The sequence below is a fragment of the Chryseobacterium ginsenosidimutans genome, from assembly GCF_024807225.1.
In the GTDB taxonomy this organism is placed as follows: Bacteria; Bacteroidota; Bacteroidia; order Flavobacteriales; family Weeksellaceae; genus Chryseobacterium; species Chryseobacterium ginsenosidimutans.
Map to the genome: position 1 here is coordinate 3,951,715 of NZ_JANUCO010000001.1, position 18,485 is coordinate 3,970,199.

Below are 18,485 nucleotides of genomic sequence, written 5' to 3' on the forward strand. Positions count from 1 at the left end.
TATTTCAAACTCATTTTTTCCTTCTGGAATGTAGAACGAAATATCGAGCATTAATACTTTCTTGGCATAGAAATCATAATTATCCATCAAATATTTTTCTATGGAGTAAATGTTTTAATAATGTGTGAAGCTACAGTTTCCTGAACTTCGGGAGTTTTGCCTTGTGTTTGCTAAATGCGTGTAAGTTTAATTCCTTCTACAAACATTTCAAAATAAGATTTATCATTAGAATTTGTATAAATATTTATTAATATATCTTAAACTCTTTTTCTCCTTGGGGAATGTAGAATAAATGCTTTAATTCCAGCAGTCCTTTTCCATAGCCTGACTTCATATTGCAAATTAGGGCATTGTCACCTTTAGTTTTTGGGTCAGAAACCATCAGTATAAAGCGCAACCAATCTTCCGTCTGCAAAGAAACGCATCTGATATTTTTCAATAGGAAGTATTTCGATATCGCTATTGAATAATATTTCCCCTGCTTCGTTCCAAGCTGCTTTTACTTTTTCAGGCGAAGCATATTCTGCCACCATCTGATTTTTTAATTTATCAAATAAAAGACGCGCCACTTTATCTTTGTCTTTACTCTGATAAATACTGCGAACCTTATTATATTCTTTCACCAATTTTGCTTCGAGCTCTTTCTTATCCATTTTACGCAGATCCTGTGCTTTTTCAAACAGAGGTTGATTGGTATACGGAACTTCTACATTAATATCAAAACTACCTTCATAAAACGTTTTTCCCGATCCCGAAAATGTATATTTAGAATAAGTATCTGTTACTTTTTTCTCATTTTTTGGAATGCTATATTCCATGTAAGTGATATCATCTGCATTTTTATTTTTCTGATCATAAGAACTTAATGTCAATTTAAGATCTGTATTATCTGGAAGCACTTCTGAATTCGCAGGGTAGATTTTATAGGTTATTTTTTGTTTTCCGCTTTTAAAAATAACATCATTTATTAGGAATGCAGATCCGGTTTGAGCTTCTTCATACTCTTTAAATGAAGGCATATCATTTACTAAAATTTCAAAATAGCACAGGTGATTATTATAATTAAAAGTATATTGTTTTTCGGAAGGATAATGTTTAATTTGTTTCGTAATCTCTTCTACGATATTATTTGCATTGATGTTCGTATTTTGCATAATTTCATTTTTACTTTGAGAGCAAGCCGTCAAACTTGTAATAGTTATTAAACTTAAAAGCAGCTTTTTCATATTTTATTATGATTTAAATAATTGAATTTCATATAATTTAACTTCAAAAGGTTCAACAAGAGTAAAAGGTGTCGGTTTACCATCATTGGTTTCAATTTTACTTGTCCCAAAAATAGAAGTTCCTATAAGACTTCCTTTATATTTTCCTTCAATTCCCGAACAATACAATATTTTTTCTATAAACAGACCTTTCCCTTCCCTCACATTAACTCCGTATTTTAATTTCACTCCTACACCTCCATTTAATTCTATGTCTATTTTTCCTTCAACTTTTGCCTGAAGAGGGTTAAATTTAAACATTAATTTAAATTCTCCTTGAATTTTGGCTTCGAAACTAATCTGCTCTTTTATAATAGACTCATTCTGTGCACTGGCTACAAGATTTCCAAGCTTATCTGTAAAACTATAACTATTCGTAAGGAAATTATATTTTATATTTTGTTCAAACATAATATCTCCTCTCACGGAAATCTCTCCTTTTACAGAAGTTCCCAATTTCTCAAAATATTGTTCTATTTTACTACTATTCTCCCTATTTTCTTTTAATTTTTTCTCTGTCTCTTTAGGATGTTTAGCCCCTTTAATCCCGCTAATAGTTTTAGTTATCAATTTTATAAGATCAAATTCTCTTTTAAAGTTAACGGCAACTAACGGATCAGCTTTTATATTAGCTTCATATACTAAAGCAAGTTTTCCATTTTTTTGCTTCTGATAATACATTCCTGCATTCACTGCAATGGCGGGCGGAATAAGGTCTACTCCTGCATCATCCATCTTTTTAAGAATGCTTTCAGCTTTCCTTGCCATTTTAGCGAACTTTTCCAGCTTTGTGCTTATATTTCTACCTCTTGTAAGATAGATCATTAACAAGTCGATAATAATACCAACAACTACAAAACCATAAATAACAGCAGCAGCAGCAAATCTTGTATATTGAGTCTGTTTTATTAAATTAGTCTGCGTACCAGAAAGGGAAAGCTCTTGCCCCGCCTTTTCCACTGTACGGTTGTGAAAAGTGTGAATTCCATAAAAATAGCTTTTAGCCTGGCTTTCAATATATTTTAATAAGGTATGTTCAACAATGAAATTGGCAGGGATTAATCTATAAATTTTATAAAAAGTAGTCTCTTTCAATTCATTAAGAACATCAGAAATTCCTTGCTCCAAGCCAAAATTTTTCTGATGAAAATAGTAAGGCATTACAGTTTCTTTTCCATTATACTGAAAATGCCCTATCCATACAACATCCGGATAAACCCTTACTTCGAGTGTAGCTTTATCTTTGTCGGCATAATAAGCACAACTGTTGATATGGAATGCAAACTGATAATAGATCGTTGAAAAAGGATTCAAAAATTTACCCAATAGAAATGCATAATTTTTAGGAAAAGCAGCCTGTTGGGAAAAAACAATCTGTTTTAAGCTATTTCCATTTTTGGGAATAACGCCCGGACCTCCTGTTTCATTTATATAGATAATATTTTTATTATGTTTTTCTTTTCTGAAACAGCCTTTATCCGAACGGTTTAAAACATTTACCGTAATCTCCTTCATTTTATTAGCATCCGGCGCAATCATTTCATAAAAAAGGGCTTTCTGATTGTATTCCAAATAGCTGAATTCTATTTCTACCCTTCTGTTTTTCTTATACGCTTCTTCTGTTTTTCCGGAAGCGACGGGATTTACTTCTCCATATCCTCTCGTCTTGATCCTGTTTTTATCTAATCCTCCCTTCGCAAAAAAATCTTTTACCGCTTGTGCTCTTCGTTCGGAAAGAGCCTGATTATAATCAAGTGTTCCTCTGTCATCGGCATGTCCGGAAAGAGTCATATCTAAATGTTGATTATAGAGAAGAAAGTCGAGCAAATATTTTAAAGTATCACGAGCTTCAGAACGGATTTCCGATTTATCATAATCAAAATGGACTTTTGCGGTTGTATATTGTACAACGGGAGACGTTTTTTCAAAAGTAGTTTTTCCTTCTTTAAAAACCTCAAAAGTTTCTCCATTATCTTCTATATTGATCTGCTTGAAGGTACAAAGGTGATTTACTTTAACATCTTTATCTGCAGCACCCACTTTTACGGGAGCATTATTGGTAAGAGTCACCATATTTTGCTTTATGGGAACAATATTGTTTTTAACTTTTAAATACCTTCCGTGGATGATCTGTTTCTTGCTATCCTGAACATAATTGTTTCCGTCTTTTACTTTAACATAAAACAAATTATCATCCGTTCCTTTCTTCCAAGACGGCTGAATGGTAAATTCTGTATTAACTTCTCCGTCAATAACTTTAGCCTGCTTCTGAAATACTTTGGTTTGTTCATCATCTTTTGTAGGATCGTAGTTGCTGTCAAATACCCTTCCTGCGACTTTACCAAATGTAACTTCATTATTTAAGCGATATACTTCTATCGTAAGAGTCTGCTGATTCAAGCCTTCTGTTTCCAATCCCAGAAAAACATTTTCTCCAAATGAAAATTTGCGGTCGCGTTGATCTGTGCCGTCATTTTGCAGACACCATTTGCTGCTTACCAATAAAGCAGGAGCAAATCCTTTTACATAAAGCCCCGTAATATTTTTAGTATCTCTGTTCCCAAAAAGTGTGGCTTCAATATAATAATATGCTGAAGCTCCACATTCCTTTTTTTTAAAGGCATAGCCGTAAACCTGACCAGATCCGATCTCTTTTTTATTGATGATCAGTTCTCTTTTATAGTCTTGCCTTATCCAGATAGTGCCTTTCTTTTTATCGACTTCTGTAGTTCCTGACATCCACTCGGAAACTTTAAACCATATAAGTTTTCCTGCTTCCACACAAATACGGTTTCCAGATCGGCTTAACACTTTTGCATTGACCTCATTGGTGGCTATATCGATCTTATTGACTCCTTTTCCCATGTCAATTAACTTAGAGTTTGTTTAGTTGCATCACCCGTAATATCGTATACCGTTTCTTTCTTTTGCATACTTTCAGAATCCACCAACGGATTAATCTGCTGCTGTACATCCTGATCTGCATTTTTAAAATTTTGTTGACAGGCTTCAGCTCTTTGTCCGTTATCTATAATTTCGATGCAAGGTGTTCCTGCAATGGCACAAACGGCCTTGCTGTCTTCCAAAATGATAAACCCGCCATTGCTGAGTTGCACTTTATCATAAAAATTCTGCCACTCGGTGACCATTATTTTACATGGCGGCGGTGGAGTTCCCATTTTTATACAGTTTCCGAATGTATTTTTCTCAAATGTAGCTGCTCCTATCTCTTTTGTTGTGACAATAAGTTTCTTGGAAGCAGTTTTATCATTAGCATATTCTTTCTGATGGGTAAGCACTTTCAGCTTATCCGGAGCCTGCCCGAACTGGCATTTGCACATAGCACCCTGTACTACAATATGTTTTTCTGCCATAGCTAAAATTCTTTATTTGAAATCATCACTCTGGTTAAATATTCATTCCCGAATTCCAGACGAACAAAAGTGGAATTTACATTGAAGGTAACGACTGTTAATGCTTTTGATGAATTTTCATCCGTGTCTACTGTTGTCTGATAAAGCTGTGCATTATATCTCGCAAATTTCTGCTTACATTCAGAAGCCGAACTGCCATTAAACAACAAGCCGTATGGTAATCCTGAAACGATATCATTCCCATAGTATTGAATAGCATAATATTCTCCCCCATCATTCATATTAGCATGAATCATATTAAAATCGTCGAAATCCCAATTAGAGTATTTTCCATCTTTACAGTCTTTACATTCCAATTGAGTTGGTTTTACCTGTAAAAGTTTTGTAAAAACATCTGATGCAGCAGGAAGCGTAACAAACTGTTTCTTAATAAATAAGCTTTGTAATTTTTTCGATACGGTTTTCTTTTTAGCAGTTTTTGTTTCAAAAGAAGCGATCTCAGTAGTTGCCTGTGCTTCAGCTCCGGTATCTATTGCGGAAGAATCTGAACTTTCCAACTCTCTTGAAGATTCGGTATTTTTATAATGTAAAAGAAATTCTTTGATCTCTTTCTCAACTTTTCCGGTAGATTTCGTGAGTTTTGTATCCACTTCTTTTTTTGACCAACTGTCGGGAATTATTTTTTCCAGAAAAACAGTGACTTTAGTTTTTGATGAAGAAACTTTTTTCAAACTTACATTCCAACTTGCCTGTTGAATATGTTGTTTAGGTTTTGCCCCGCTTTTTAATGCTAAATTCAGATAAGGATTTTTGTTGCCTTCATCATATTTCAAATTATAAAGATCCACTGTTGTTGAGAAGTTTCTCACCAGATGCGGCAGCGTCTTTCGCTCCATTTTCTGTGAAATCATTTTCGAAATAAAGAATAGCATTTTGTAAGGTCTCCATATTTTTCGGAACATCAAACTCTACTTTTTGCCCAAAATACAGACTAAAACTTAGTATAAAAATAAGTATGGAAATTTTATGATTCAGTTTGGTTTTCATTTTGTTATGTTTTTTTCAATTAATCCTCCAGCGTCGCAATGACTACCGATATTTTCTTTTTCTTCTCAAGCTCGATATCGCATTCCAGATACAGTGATTCCGGAAGTGACGTTTTTCCGTTTAAATAATATTGAATTCTAAAAGATCCGTTTTTATTCATCACCGGATTTTCTTCAATGATAAATGAAAAAGGCGCTTTGTTGATAAAATCATACGCACTTCTTTCATCATATAATGTTCCGTTTCCTTCTATATTGGTTAAATCATATTCATCTTTCAGCGGGTCGATCTCCAATTCTATTTGATAATTTGGTTCAACCGCATTATTCACGATCGGAAAAGTTTTTATTCCTTCTATTTTAAAACTTTGTCCAAAACTCTGATATATACCGAAAAATAATGTTCTCAGGAAATAATCATTTTTTAAAACCAAGCTTAAAGTATCGGGTTCACTTAAAGTTTTTTCTATTTTAAGGCAATATTCATCTACCGTTTCACCGTCATATTCTTTATAAACTTCCCTTTTTACACTTTCCCATCTTTCTTTAAACACAGAAAAATTTTCAATATCATTGAATTTCCCTTTCTCATCCACACTCACCTGCAACGGATACAAAACTTTAGACGTTTTGTAAGCCAGCAAATCGGCAATTTCATTTACTTCTTCTTCATTCAGATATAAATTTGACGTTCTGTCTATTTCAAAAAAATGCAGTTTATTTTCACTTTTTAGCCAACGGACGGAAGTTTCGTATTTCAATTCGTTTTTGTGATCTCCATTCTCGATATTGATGACAACACCATATTTGCAGAATGAATTTTCGGGTTGAAAAATAAGTTTATTTCCCTGTCCGAAACTCACTAATTTATTTTTATCAATTACCGCCGTTCTTGGAATAAAAAGTTCTTTTTGACCGGTAAGATCTATCAAAATCATATCCTTAACACCGCAATTGTTATTATGAAATGACTTTAAAGCGTCCCAAGATAAATTGTACAGAGAAGCAACACTTTTTAAAGTTTCATTTTTCTGGACGATATGTTTGTTAAATTTCTGCATATAAATTTTCCGACTTCATTAATTGATCTTTGTCTTCAGGTTTTTATTTAATATTTAAAATATAGATCACTAATAAAATGATGCCAGTTATGATCAATATTATATTTGTTATTCTATTTTCTTTATTTTTAGCTGTAAAAAAGCTCACTATTAGTTCTATAAAAAGCAAAAGACACCATATAGCCATCCAACTGACATTCAAAACAAGATCCATAGGAATCGACATCCCACTGTTTCCTCCAATCGATGGATGAGGATGAAACCAAGAATCCCAGTGAACATAACAATAGATCAATAGAAATCCTATTAATAATAATGCTATTCTTATGATCAGGTGTTTTTTCATTTAAGAAAAATTAATGCAATACTCTTACCCTGTCTGATGTCGGATCCATACCGATACCTTCTCTTCTTGCTGACCAGTGCAGATATTTATTTCTAAGTATTCTTAAATCATCCTGCTCCTTCATTTCTCTCTGATAATCTGCATATTTCTGTTCCGGAATTGATGCTCCGCCGTATGCATTTTCAACGTCTTTGTATCTTTTGAAAGTGTATTGTTTTCCGTTTTCCATCGCATAAGATCTGAGACGGTCTTTTACTCTTACCAACAAAGGATCTTCTGAAATAGAATACACTTCATCAGTCAGTTTTTTGATGGTTAAAGGAACGGTTTTCTGAACGCCATATTCCGCCATAAAATGCAAAGGAACATAGCTGTATCTTTTTACCAGATCGCGCGTTCCCGATAACGTCAAATAAAATCCGGGATTAATTTTAAGCTGATCTTCTTTGTACCACGCATCAGCTATAAGCTGACTTCTTAATTCTTTTAATTTTGCACTAGTAGTCCACGATGTTTCAATTTCTTCCCAAGTCTCGGTTTCCATCTTCATAAGCTCCGCCAACATCGCAGTGTACACCGGGAAATATTCTTTCTGTACCTACATGCACATTGGTAAGGTCAAAGTTTTCTCTATGTTCGTTTTCTGCCACAAAATGGATTACCGTTTGTGCTCTTCCGATATCATTTAAGCTTAATTCTTCTACATCATTATGAAAATTAGGTGTTGCAGAAAAGCTTTTCGAATAAGAAGAAACGGTATCATAAATACCTAAAAATCTGATTTTTAAAACATCAACTACAATTCCCGCTTCCTGAAGTTTGAGTCCTAAATGGCCCCATTTCGGAAGTTCCTGACCTTCTACTCCATCGCCATCACTATCGGAAAGAACGGTAACCGTCATTCCTTCGCTTGAATACGTTTGTGAGGTTGCTTTATATTTTGATTTTCCTATTTCATGAACGAAATTTCTTGCCGCCGCCGCACCACGGCTGAAACCAAAAACATCAAAAGTAAGTACCGCAATCTTGTCTGCTTTTTTTGCGTTTTTAATATTTTTTACTTTTTTTACGATCTCTTCACAGCCTTTTCTTACTTTTCCGCGAATTCCGGTAGGTCCGGTTCCAAAAGCATACCCCAACATTGAATCTTTTTCCTTATCATCTGTACCGATCCCTTCAATGTAAATTCCAAAATTTTTATCGTAGTTATCCCAAAGACGTGCTACATTGCTCCAATCGTTATTGTAACTGTTGTTATCCGTAGGATTTCCTCCTTTTTTCTTGTATGCATCAGTTTTTTCCCTTCTTTCGATGGTATTGGTTTTGTTATTCAGGGTTCCGTCGAAAAACATCCCGAGAGTAATATCTAAGACTTCTTCTTTGGTTTCTGTTGGCGTATAATCTCCAAATTTATTATTAGGCATCTTTCTTATTTTAAAATTGATGAATAAGGATAAATTATTCTATTTTATGAGACAATCTTATCTTAGCTTTTGTAATTGGAAGTTCCTGTTTTTCTGTTTTTAATGACAGAGATGCTTTGGTGTTATCAGGATTAACTTTAATAACCAACTCTATATTTTCTTCTTTTCCGAGTTTTTGGAAGAGATCAAAAATTTCTTTTTCGTCAAAAGAATCTATCCAAACTGCATATCTATTTTTGCTCTTATCTCTCCAGTAAAAACCGCAAAATTTTGGAACAGCTCTTTTTTGATAGGTATCATTATGTAAGCTTTCTGCAAAAAGATTTTCCTGCTCTCCGTTATAATTATTAAATCCAAAATCGATCCATTCTCCGCCTTCAGGCACTATTACTGAGGGTTTCCAATTAAATTTTTCTCTGTAAACTTCATAAATATCAGGATTAGGATAGCCCTGTTCTTTTATTTTTGCTATTACCTCAGGTTTAAATGTTTTGTAAGATGGATCGTCCAGCATTCTGTCTGCAAAACCTTCCTTCAACATATATTTTGCATTATCATATGCTTTTTCCTTCGTAATAATCGTGTCATGAGCCTGAAAAGCGCCAACTTCAGTTTGATTTCCCGGTCCGTTGATCCATAAAACTACTTTTCCTTTTGGCGCCAAACCAACTATAAAATTGGTGTAAGTCGTTTTTTTATTATTATCCTGATCTATAAAACCTTTTTTAAACAGATCATTTATTTTTTCTTTATCTAAATCCCACTTTCCGGTGTAAAATTTTCTTTCCACTAAAGAATACCAGGTAAATTCTAATTTGTGAGGAATTTCCATTAATCTGGTTTCTACACTCATCGTTCCGCCTTCATTTCCCCAACCGGTATTTTGTGTTCCCCAAATGGCATCAAAACCATAACTGAAATCATCAGCAATAATGGCTCCTTTATATACTTCCATCGGATATTCCTGCGGTGCTGAGACGGTTCCTAACCAATTATACTTTTCTTCCATTTTTTTATTTTGACAACTTATTAATGAGAAACTGCATACCACAAATAGAATCAGGAACTTCAATTTATTTATTCCCATGAGACATTATTTTTTTATTGCTTGCCAAAACAAGGTTTCCCTTCTTAGCTTCTGTATTGATCTTTCCTGCAATTTTTTCAACCTTTTTACCAACACTCAGGTGGTAAGAATCATTTACCTTGATCAATATATTTCTTGCGGTTTTTCTTATTGCCATGATTAGAAAAGTTTAGATTTTTCGGCACTGTTGAATTCTACAATTTTTCCACTTTGCATGGTCATATTTTCTTTTTCGCTGAACATGGAGATTTCTCCTGCAATTTCATTCGAAGTTTCAGATTGTCTTCTGAATTCCTTTTCCACCATCTCGGTTTCTCGTATCCGACGATTCTTTGATATCCCCAGTTGCCGTCATCATAATATCTGTTCCCGCCGTGGAAACAATATTCTCGTTGGCTGAGCTTGTGATACTTTCTCCCGCATCAATTGAAATTTCTTTTCCTGCGGTGATGCTGATGTTTTCTCCTGCTTTTAAAGTGAAATTTTTAGGTGCGTTTACAGAAATATTGCCTTTACCATCCATAAAGAAAAAATTTCCACTTGGATCGATAATATTTACACTTCCTTCTTCATCATTCATCAAAATCCGGATTCCACTTCTGGTCTGAATTGATTTTAAATGATTATTAACTCCGCCTCCTAATGCCACTCCGCCATGAAACATTCCGCCCATTACGAAAGGTCTGTCTGGATGACTGTGAACAAAATTCACCATCACCTGATCTCCGACTTCAGGAATCGCAACATATCCTCTGTTCTGCGTGATCTCGTCTGTTCCTCCTGCATCAGGACTCATCATTCGGATAAAATGGGTCGTATCATTCGTCTGCCAATCAAATCTCACCTGAATTCTTCCCTGACCTTCCGGATCGGCATTAGAAATCACGATGGCAGTTTGCGTTTCTGCTTTCGGAACGGTAAAATCCGGTTTCGGTAAAAATCCTGTATCTGCTGCAATTCCTTCAAAAGTTCCTTTGTAATGACCGATCGTATCAATCTCATGAGTAACTTCCGTTGTCATGATTTTGGTGAAATAAGAGGTTTCGTTGGAATCTGTTTTCCGCATCTGAACATCAACAATACAGCCCGGATGCAAAAACGGAACGGTGGTATTTCCCTCAATAGAAAATACATTTACAGCCTCACTTCCCGACGCACTTTTCTGAGAATATTCTACATCAAGATGCGTTGTTGCTTTAATTGGAGCAATCTGCAGTGAAGGTGTTTTATAGATTTTATCATTATTTTCGTAAGACTTTTTCGCAAGATCTCCGACATGTTGCACAGGCGTTTCTCCCGAAATCAGTTTTTCGTTTTTACTACTGTTGTATCCGTAAAACTGGGGTTTTGTATGTACGGCTTTTAATTCAACTTTAATATCATTTACGCTACTTCCGTACGTTAATTGAATCGGCTTATTCTGAGCCGGAAGTTTTCCGAAATGCAAGACTTCACCATCATAATAAAACTGTTCGCCATACGCTTCAGCCATTCTAGCCAGATAATTGTAATGTGTTTCGTTGTATTGACTGCTGTAAATGATTTGAGAATAATCGTTCGTATCAATTCTTACATCAAACCTGCTTTTGTCGATTCCCTGTTTAATTATTTCTTCGGCAATCATCCCCATATTTACCGACTGGCTTCCTCCAAAACTCTGAATATGAGGAGCTCCATCCAATAAAATGGTAGGACTGTAACCTTTTAACACAATATTTCCAAGGCTCATTTTTTCCTGACTGAATCCTACTCCTGTGATGACTCCCACAAAAGTTCTTTCCGGACTGCTGTCGATATCTTTGTATGAAATTACCACTGTCAAACGTTTTCCAAGGAATTTATTTGCCTCTTCCAATGTGTGATTCTGGAAATCTCCCAAAGCGTCGTGAGCCAACGTAAGGGTAAACTCATGATGGCGTTGTGCACTTTGCTGAAGTTTAAAATGCTTGTAATATTTAATTATTTTTCCTTCGATAACAACCGAAAGTTTAACCAGGCGGTTTATTCCAATATGATGATTTGCAGATATTCCGTCTGCGTTTTGAGTCGGACGGAATGGTGCACTCCCATTTTGTTCAGGTGTGGATGACATAATCTTGTTTTTTTGATGTGCTTTTAAACTAGAAATTATTTAATCAAAAGAGAATCCCGAATCACAGATACAGACTTCTCTTTTGAAAAAATTTCAGAATACATACCAGTAATTGTTTATAAAACAGCTACATTCATATTTTCAGTATAAAGATTTAGCTAGATGGCCAAAGTCCTTTATATTCTGAGTTTCCGTAAGAGATTTGTTCGGCACTTATTACAAAGCTGATCAACATGCTATTGCTGTCGAGTGCATCAAAATCTATTTCGTGATCGATCACATAACCGTTTTCCCAGTTTAGGGTGATTAACGTTCCTTCTTCGTGAGATTTATTAAAAGTAATTTCTCCTTTCGTAGGTTTATATTTCCCGTTCAGTAAACTTTCCAGAATATCTGATTTTTCCGTTGCTTCTACGGTTACTTTGATAATTGCGTTGGACGGATCCGAAGCCACTCTACCGGAAACATCCGTAGATCGGGATACGCTGTAATTGAGTTTCAATAGTTTTTGTCCTTCTCCGCCATTGAATTTTAAGATTCCTCTTGAATTTGCTGCCATACTTGTAAATTTTATTTCATTAATATTCTACTCTCATGATGATGGTAAGACAAATATAGGTCTCAGAATCTAATTGAGATAATTTTTAACAGGTAGTTTTACATTCTGTAGTAATTCTACTACTATTGATTTAATTTTTAAGAATTATTAACATAAAATTTAAAACAATTGTATTGATGCATAAAAAAAAAGACCGCTAAAGTGCGGTCTTCTATAATTCTTATTGAGTTTATTACTGTCCCTGAAGTTCTCTGATTCTCTCCTGCAATAATTCTGGATTTGAAAGCGCATCTACTCCTACAGACATGATAGCGTATACGTAATAGATTAAAGAAATTACGTTCAGAACGATACCGATAATACAAAGTATTCTTCCTACATTCAGGTTTCCGTAATTACTATATTCTTCCGGATTCAGCTTGTACAAGGCAAGATCTTTTTTAGCAAGAACCAGACCGATGATTGCTACTATAAGACCTATAATCCCATAACAACAGCATGTTGCGATAGATACAATTCCTAAAACTAAAACGACAGTTGCGTTTGGTAATTTTTGATTCATAGTTATAATTTTAATGTTTGTGTTTAATTTATCAAAATGTGATGCTTGTAAAAATATGAAACAACCATTATTATAGAATTAATAATAGCCAGAAAGATTAATATATTACCGTAATTCCTTTTTTTATCTACAAAAGTGAGAAAAACTGTTGCAAAAAAAAGCAACAAAGTATAAACCGCCGGAAACATATGAAATGCTTCACCAAATCTTCCTTCAAAAACCATGACAATAGCTCTCTGACTGCCACAACCAAAACATTCAATTCCTAAGAATTTTTTGGTAGGACACGGTAGCATGAAATCTTCTATTTTCATTTTGTATTTTGATTCTCAAATATATAAAAATTATGTAGAAATTTTTGCTCTTAAATATTGATGTGGAAAAAAGCAATCTTCTTTCATCTCAAACGAGCCCTGAACAGCGATATAAGGATTTCTTAAAATTTCTCTTGCAATAAAAATAAGATCGGCATCACCTTTTTCCAGAATTTCTTCTGCGTGAGATACTTTTTTAATTAGACCAACTGCTCCTGTTTTTATTCCGGCTTCATTTCTTACCTGTGAAGAAAGTGGAACTTGATAGCCGTCAAAAAGCGGAATTTTTACCCCATGAATATTTCCTCCACTTGAAACATCAACCAAATCAACTTGATGATTTTTTAATATTTTTGCTAAAGCTACGCTGTCTTCAATTTCCCAACCGTTTTCAGCATATTCCGTTCCTGAAATTCTTACGAAAAGAGCTACATTTTCATTTAATTCTTCGTTCACGGCATCAACAATTTCAATTAAAAATCTGATCCTGTTTTCGAAACTTCCGCCATATTCATCTGTTCTGATATTTGAAAGTGGAGACAAAAACTGATGAACGAGATAACCGTGAGCTCCGTGAATTTCAATAACATTAAAACCTGCTTTTACAGCTCTTCTCGCAGCTTCTTTAAAATTCTGAACCTGTTCTTTAATCTCTTCAACCGTTAAAACATGAGGAATTCTTTCTGTCGGATGATAAGGAATCGGACTCGGCGCAACGGTTTCCCAACCTTCCTCCACCGGAATCTGAAGATTGTTCCAGGTAGAACCTTTTCTTCCCGCATGTGCAATTTGGATTCCTATTTTACTGTCAGAATTTTTATGTACAAATTCTACAATTTTCTGAAGCTTTTCTGCCTGTTCGTCATTCCAGATTCCCATACAATGGTTGGTAATTCTTCCGCGAGGTTCAACACCGGTTGCTTCCACCATGATTAAACCTGTTCCCCCTTGAGATCTGCTTCCGTAATGAACAAAATGGAAGTCATTCGCAAGACCGTTTTCACAAGAATACATACACATTGGAGACATTACCCAACGGTTTTTCAACTCAACATTTCTGAATTTGATTGGAGTATATAACATTTCTGATCTAAATATTTTTGTTAAAATTTTGAGGGATGAGATAATATTGTCCACCTCATTAAAAAGAAGTAAATTTATCCCCCTTTTTTTAATCCACAATATATGAAAAAAGAAACTCAAATCAGTTACGAATATTTTAAGAATAGCAGTGAACTGAACGATATAGAAAAGCAATTACTCGAAAGAGCAAAACAGGCTCGTGAAAACGCATACGCTCCTTATTCTCAGTTTTTGGTAGGCTGTTCTATCTTGCTTGAAAATGGTGAAATTTACGCCGGAAACAATCAGGAAAACGCGGCTTATCCTTCCGGACTTTGTGCGGAGAGAACGGCTCTTTTTTGGGTTGCCGCCAATTTTCCGAATGTAAAAATCAAGAAGGTTTTCGTTGTCGGAGGTCCGAAAGAATTTCATGAGAAAAATCCGCCAATTCCACCGTGTGGAGCTTGCAGACAAAGCTTAATGGAATATGAAACCAAACAGAATGAAAACATCGAACTTTATTTTTCTAGTATGAATGAAGAGGTTGTGAATGTACATGCCATTAAGGATTTGTTGCCGTTTTATTTTGATGCTACTTTTTTGTAGGCTACAAAATCTATTTAAACACAAATGGCACTAATTTTTTCACAAATGACACAAGGTTTTATTCGTGTTTATTAGTGATACTATTATTTTGATGTTTTATTTTCCGGTTGAATCGAATAATACTCATAATAATGTTGAAAAATGAATGCTTATTAATGAGATAAAAACATCCAGTTTGTCATTCCGTAGGAATCTAAGCAGTGATCTTAAAATAATGCTTTAATAACGGAGTCTGGATTCCTATCGGAATGACAAACTTTGTGGCTATTAGAAATGTTGAAAATAATACCTGCAATCATAGCCCCGATAGAAACGACATCCTTTTTGGTTGCGGTCGAAGCGAAGCGGAGACCGTAACCAAAAAGATACAGTGGATAGCGGGAAAAGCTTCAAAAAAAATTATAAATGATGAATGATGAATGATAAATTATAAATGGTGTAATAGATACTAGTTTTCTACAAATATTGTTTTTCGCAAAATTTCTTTTATTTTTTGTGAATTTGTGAAATACATTTAAAAAGTTATCTTTGCAAAAATTTTGGTTTCCAATCATTTGGAATGAAAAGGGAATTGGGTTGAACTCCCAAACTGTCCCCGCAACTGTAAATCGCAACTGAAATTTCTACGACAAACCACTGTGCAAACGGGAAGGTGTAGAAAAGCGAAAGTCAGGAGACCTGCCAAAATCTAATAAAAAAACATTGCTTTCGGAGGAAAAGTAAAAGAAAATGGATATAAAAAGATCTTTAGTACTGCTTTTTTCGTCTTACGGTTGTTTTCTTTTTGCACAAGAGAAAACGATCGACACGGTTTATGTTTTTGACAATCAAATGAATAAGGTGAAGCTTTTTCATAAAGTCAATACCATTACACCGGAAGACGCCCAAAAAAATTCAACCAACCTTTCTGAAACATTGCGTTTCCAATCTCAGGTTTACATCAAAGAAAATGGTCGTGGAGCGGTTTCGTCGCCTTCTTTTAGGGGAACGAGCGCGGGACACACTGCTTTTGTGTGGAACGGAATTAATATTAATTCTCAATTTCTTGGGCAAGGTGATGTGAACAATATTCCGCTTTTCGGATATGATGAACTGGAAGTGAAATCCGGCGGAGGAAGCGTTCAGTATGGAAGTTCGGCAATCGGAGGAAGTATTCACCTGAATAATAATCTGGATTTCAACAAAGGTTTTAGAGCTTCTCTTTTCTCGGAAGTGGCTTCTTTTGGCACTTTTAATAATTTTGTGAAGGCTGGTTTCAGTAATGAAAAATTCAGCTTTAAAGTTTCCGGGAATTATTCTATCAGCCAAAATGATTATGAAGTTCCGGAGGAAGAATATATCAACAGAAATGGTAGATATTATAATACCTCAATCAATGTCGGAGCTTCTTATAAAATAGCTAATCACCAGACGATTTCATGGCAAAACCAAATTTTTGACGGTTCACAATACTATCCTATTTTTGTAGAAAACGGGAACAAAACAAAATACAATTCTCAGACTTTAAGAAGTTTACTTGCCTGGAATATCGATAAAAATAAACTTTCCAACAGTTTAAAAGCCGCTTATACGGAAGATAATTTCCAGTATTTTGGAGATATTGACAAGCCAAAAGAAAGTGGCGCGGCAGGAAAAAATTATATTTTTAAGGATGATTTTAATTACTTTATTACGCCTAAACTTAATTTCAATGCCATTGGAGAATTTCAAGTAAACAAAGGCGTTGGTTATCAGTCAGGAATTGGAAATATCAGCCGAAATGTAGGTTCTGTTGCAGGGTTATTAAGATATTTTTTCACGAAAGATCTTCGTGTTGAAGTCGGAGCAAAAAAGGATTTTGTAGAAGGTATAAAATCGCCATTTTTATATTCTTTTTCAGGAAAATGGAATGCTGTAAAATGGTATCACGTCGGAGCCAATTTTTCCAGAAACTTCAGATATCCTTCATTTAATGATCTTTATTGGCAACCGGGAGGAAACTTAAATTTGCTTCCTGAATATTCTACGAATGTAGATATGGATCATGAATTCAGTTTTGGAAACTTCAAAATTACTTTGAGTCCGTATTATATGCACATCAAGGATTACATCAACTGGCTCCCGACACCTTACGGATATTGGGCGCCTTTAAATACCTATAAAGTAGAATCTTACGGGCTAGAATCTCAGATTACTTTTAATAAAAACTTCGGAAAACACGGTATTAAGCTGAATGCAGGCTATAATTACGCAAAATCCATCAACAAAGAAACCGGAAACCAAATGGTATATGTTCCGATCCATAAAGCGAACGGAAATATTGAATATCAATACGATTTCCTGAGAATTTATGTTCAGGGGCTTTTCAACGGGCTTACTTACACGACAACCGACGAAAAAAGAGCCGATGCTATTGATCCTTATTTTGTAATGAATACAGGAATTTCTGCAACGCTTCTGAAAAAATACACTTTAGGATTTAAAGTAAATAATATCACAAATACTGTCTACGAAACGGTTTCGTATTATCCGATGCCGAAAAGAAATTACAGTATTTACGCAACCATTAATTTTTAAACTAAAAAAAGATATGAAAATAACTAAACTTTTAACAATTGCTTTTGCTTCTGCATTGCTTTTTACTGTTTCTTGTAACAGTGATAATGATGTGAATCAGGAAATGTACTACGGAAACGGATTCCTAATTGCTAATGAAGGGAACTTCGGAAAACCAAATGCAGACGTAACGTATGTAAGTTCAGATTTAAGCATTAAGCAGGATAATATTTTCTCAAGCAATAACGGAGGTTTCTAATTTGGGTGATGTTTTGCAGACTATCGCATACAACGGTGAAAACGCTTATTTGTTATTAAATAATTCTAACAAAATCCAGATCGTAAACCGTTATAACTTTAAAAAGTTAGGTGAAATTACCTCTCAATTAAATACCCCCCGTTTTATGGCTTTTGCCAACAATAACCTTTACGTAACTAATGATAAATACGGAGGTGATAAATTTGTAAGTATTTACAAAACTTCTGATTTATCTTTCGTTAAAAAAATCAATTTTACGGATAATGTTGAAAGAATTGTTGCAGTTAACAATAATATTTTTGTACAGAATGCTTCTTTTGGTTTCGGAAACAAAATTTCTTACATCACAACTTCTAACAACGAAGTACAATCAACGATCACTTTGCCAAGTGGAAACATCAACAAAATGATTGCTTATAATCAATCGGTTTATGCAATTGCTGCAGGAACTACGGATTCTTATGTTTATCAAATTTCAAATACAGGAACTATCACAAAAACATATACTTTGACAGGAATTACTGATGCAACAAACCTTGAAATAGAAAAAGGCAAAATGTATTTTTCTTCAGGTCTTAAAGTTTACGCAATGGATCTGACTGCTACAACAGTACCTTCTGCTCCATTATTTACGGTTGCAAACAGTATTGATCCTTATTCTAATTTATACGGATTCAGTGTTGTGAATGACAGAATTTTCGTTTCAGACGCCAACGGATTTACTGAGGACAGTAAAATCACTGTCTATTCTACAGCGGGATCTATTCTTAAGACTTTTACAGCGGGTAAAGGATCAAACGGAGTATATGGAAACTAAATTATATCGCTTTTTGCGTATAAAATAAATTATTTTTTTTCATCATTTGTGTTTTTTTTCCGGGCGGTTTCTTCGA

Annotated in this window: 20 protein-coding genes and 1 riboswitch; of the genes, 4 read left to right on the forward strand and 16 right to left on the reverse strand. The window is 34.6% G+C overall.

The window, feature by feature from the left end:
- Window positions 1-371: 371 nt before the first annotated feature.
- From J3D55_RS18430 to J3D55_RS18505, 16 genes are all read right to left on the reverse strand, one after another.
- Window positions 372-1,154 carry a hypothetical protein gene (locus J3D55_RS18430; RefSeq protein ID WP_259132926.1) on the reverse strand — a complete coding sequence of 261 codons (783 nt, stop codon included), beginning with the start codon at window positions 1,152-1,154 and terminating at the stop codon, window positions 372-374.
- A gap of 78 nt (window positions 1,155-1,232) precedes the next feature.
- Complete coding sequence (locus tag J3D55_RS18435) at window positions 1,233-4,130, reverse strand: OmpA family protein (protein WP_259132930.1); 2,898 nt, start codon at window positions 4,128-4,130, stop codon at window positions 1,233-1,235.
- 5 nt (window positions 4,131-4,135) lie between these two features.
- Window positions 4,136-4,639, reverse strand: a complete 504-nt coding sequence (locus J3D55_RS18440; protein WP_259132932.1) for a DUF4280 domain-containing protein — start codon at window positions 4,637-4,639, stop codon at window positions 4,136-4,138.
- 2 nt (window positions 4,640-4,641) lie between these two features.
- Window positions 4,642-5,535 carry a hypothetical protein gene (locus tag J3D55_RS18445; protein WP_259132951.1) on the reverse strand — a complete coding sequence of 298 codons (894 nt, stop codon included), beginning with the start codon at window positions 5,533-5,535 and terminating at the stop codon, window positions 4,642-4,644.
- Window positions 5,474-5,686 carry a hypothetical protein gene (locus tag J3D55_RS18450; protein ID WP_259132953.1) on the reverse strand — a complete coding sequence of 71 codons (213 nt, stop codon included), beginning with the start codon at window positions 5,684-5,686 and terminating at the stop codon, window positions 5,474-5,476. The genes J3D55_RS18445 and J3D55_RS18450 overlap by 62 nt, the downstream gene beginning before the upstream one ends.
- Before the next feature lie 19 nt (window positions 5,687-5,705).
- Window positions 5,706-6,746 (reverse strand): hypothetical protein, encoded by a 1,041-nt coding sequence (locus J3D55_RS18455; RefSeq protein WP_259132963.1) that lies wholly within the window; start codon window positions 6,744-6,746, stop codon window positions 5,706-5,708.
- A gap of 356 nt (window positions 6,747-7,102) precedes the next feature.
- Window positions 7,103-7,636 (reverse strand): hypothetical protein, encoded by a 534-nt coding sequence (locus tag J3D55_RS18460; RefSeq protein ID WP_259132965.1) that lies wholly within the window; start codon window positions 7,634-7,636, stop codon window positions 7,103-7,105.
- A complete protein-coding gene (locus tag J3D55_RS18465) occupies window positions 7,608-8,516 on the reverse strand; it encodes a T6SS phospholipase effector Tle1-like catalytic domain-containing protein (RefSeq protein WP_259132967.1) in 909 nt (302 codons plus the stop codon). The genes J3D55_RS18460 and J3D55_RS18465 overlap by 29 nt, the downstream gene beginning before the upstream one ends.
- 34 nt (window positions 8,517-8,550) lie before the next feature.
- Window positions 8,551-9,525: a DUF2931 family protein gene (locus J3D55_RS18470; protein ID WP_259132975.1), complete on the reverse strand. Its 975-nt coding sequence runs from the start codon at window positions 9,523-9,525 to the stop codon at window positions 8,551-8,553.
- A 64-nt stretch (window positions 9,526-9,589) separates the two neighbouring features.
- A complete protein-coding gene (locus tag J3D55_RS18475) occupies window positions 9,590-9,760 on the reverse strand; it encodes a hypothetical protein (RefSeq protein ID WP_259132977.1) in 171 nt (56 codons plus the stop codon).
- A 2-nt stretch (window positions 9,761-9,762) separates the two neighbouring features.
- Window positions 9,763-9,909, reverse strand: a complete 147-nt coding sequence (locus tag J3D55_RS18480; RefSeq protein ID WP_259132979.1) for a hypothetical protein — start codon at window positions 9,907-9,909, stop codon at window positions 9,763-9,765.
- Entirely contained in the window at window positions 9,878-11,695 is a 1,818-nt protein-coding gene (locus tag J3D55_RS18485) for a type VI secretion system Vgr family protein (protein WP_259132989.1), read from the reverse strand. The genes J3D55_RS18480 and J3D55_RS18485 overlap by 32 nt, the downstream gene beginning before the upstream one ends.
- Before the next feature lie 154 nt (window positions 11,696-11,849).
- The gene (gene tssD, locus J3D55_RS18490; protein ID WP_259133001.1) at window positions 11,850-12,254 is read right to left on the reverse strand and encodes a type VI secretion system tube protein TssD; all 405 of its coding nucleotides are present in this window, start codon (window positions 12,252-12,254) and stop codon (window positions 11,850-11,852) included.
- A gap of 232 nt (window positions 12,255-12,486) precedes the next feature.
- Entirely contained in the window at window positions 12,487-12,816 is a 330-nt protein-coding gene (locus J3D55_RS18495; RefSeq protein WP_259133003.1) for a CCC motif membrane protein, read from the reverse strand.
- A 23-nt stretch (window positions 12,817-12,839) separates the two neighbouring features.
- Window positions 12,840-13,130, reverse strand: coding sequence for a DUF2752 domain-containing protein (locus tag J3D55_RS18500; protein ID WP_259133004.1), 291 nt, complete (start codon window positions 13,128-13,130; stop codon window positions 12,840-12,842).
- A 30-nt stretch (window positions 13,131-13,160) separates the two neighbouring features.
- Window positions 13,161-14,213: an NADH:flavin oxidoreductase/NADH oxidase gene (locus J3D55_RS18505; RefSeq protein ID WP_259133013.1), complete on the reverse strand. Its 1,053-nt coding sequence runs from the start codon at window positions 14,211-14,213 to the stop codon at window positions 13,161-13,163.
- Between the two features lie 102 nt (window positions 14,214-14,315).
- Between J3D55_RS18505 and J3D55_RS18510 the strand changes: the two genes are divergently transcribed.
- The 4 genes from J3D55_RS18510 (at window position 14,316) to J3D55_RS18525 (ending at window position 18,409) form a co-directional block, all read left to right on the forward strand.
- Window positions 14,316-14,798, forward strand: coding sequence for a cytidine deaminase (locus tag J3D55_RS18510; protein ID WP_259133015.1), 483 nt, complete (start codon window positions 14,316-14,318; stop codon window positions 14,796-14,798).
- Window positions 14,799-15,321: 523 nt separating this feature from the next.
- Window positions 15,322-15,498: riboswitch (cobalamin riboswitch) on the forward strand.
- A 29-nt stretch (window positions 15,499-15,527) separates the two neighbouring features.
- Window positions 15,528-17,354, forward strand: coding sequence for a TonB-dependent receptor plug domain-containing protein (locus tag J3D55_RS18515; protein WP_259133017.1), 1,827 nt, complete (start codon window positions 15,528-15,530; stop codon window positions 17,352-17,354).
- A gap of 13 nt (window positions 17,355-17,367) precedes the next feature.
- Window positions 17,368-17,592, forward strand: coding sequence for a hypothetical protein (locus tag J3D55_RS18520; protein ID WP_259133019.1), 225 nt, complete (start codon window positions 17,368-17,370; stop codon window positions 17,590-17,592).
- 13 nt (window positions 17,593-17,605) lie between these two features.
- Entirely contained in the window at window positions 17,606-18,409 is an 804-nt protein-coding gene (locus tag J3D55_RS18525; RefSeq protein ID WP_259133021.1) for a hypothetical protein, read from the forward strand.
- The last annotated feature ends 76 nt before the right edge of the window (window positions 18,410-18,485 follow it).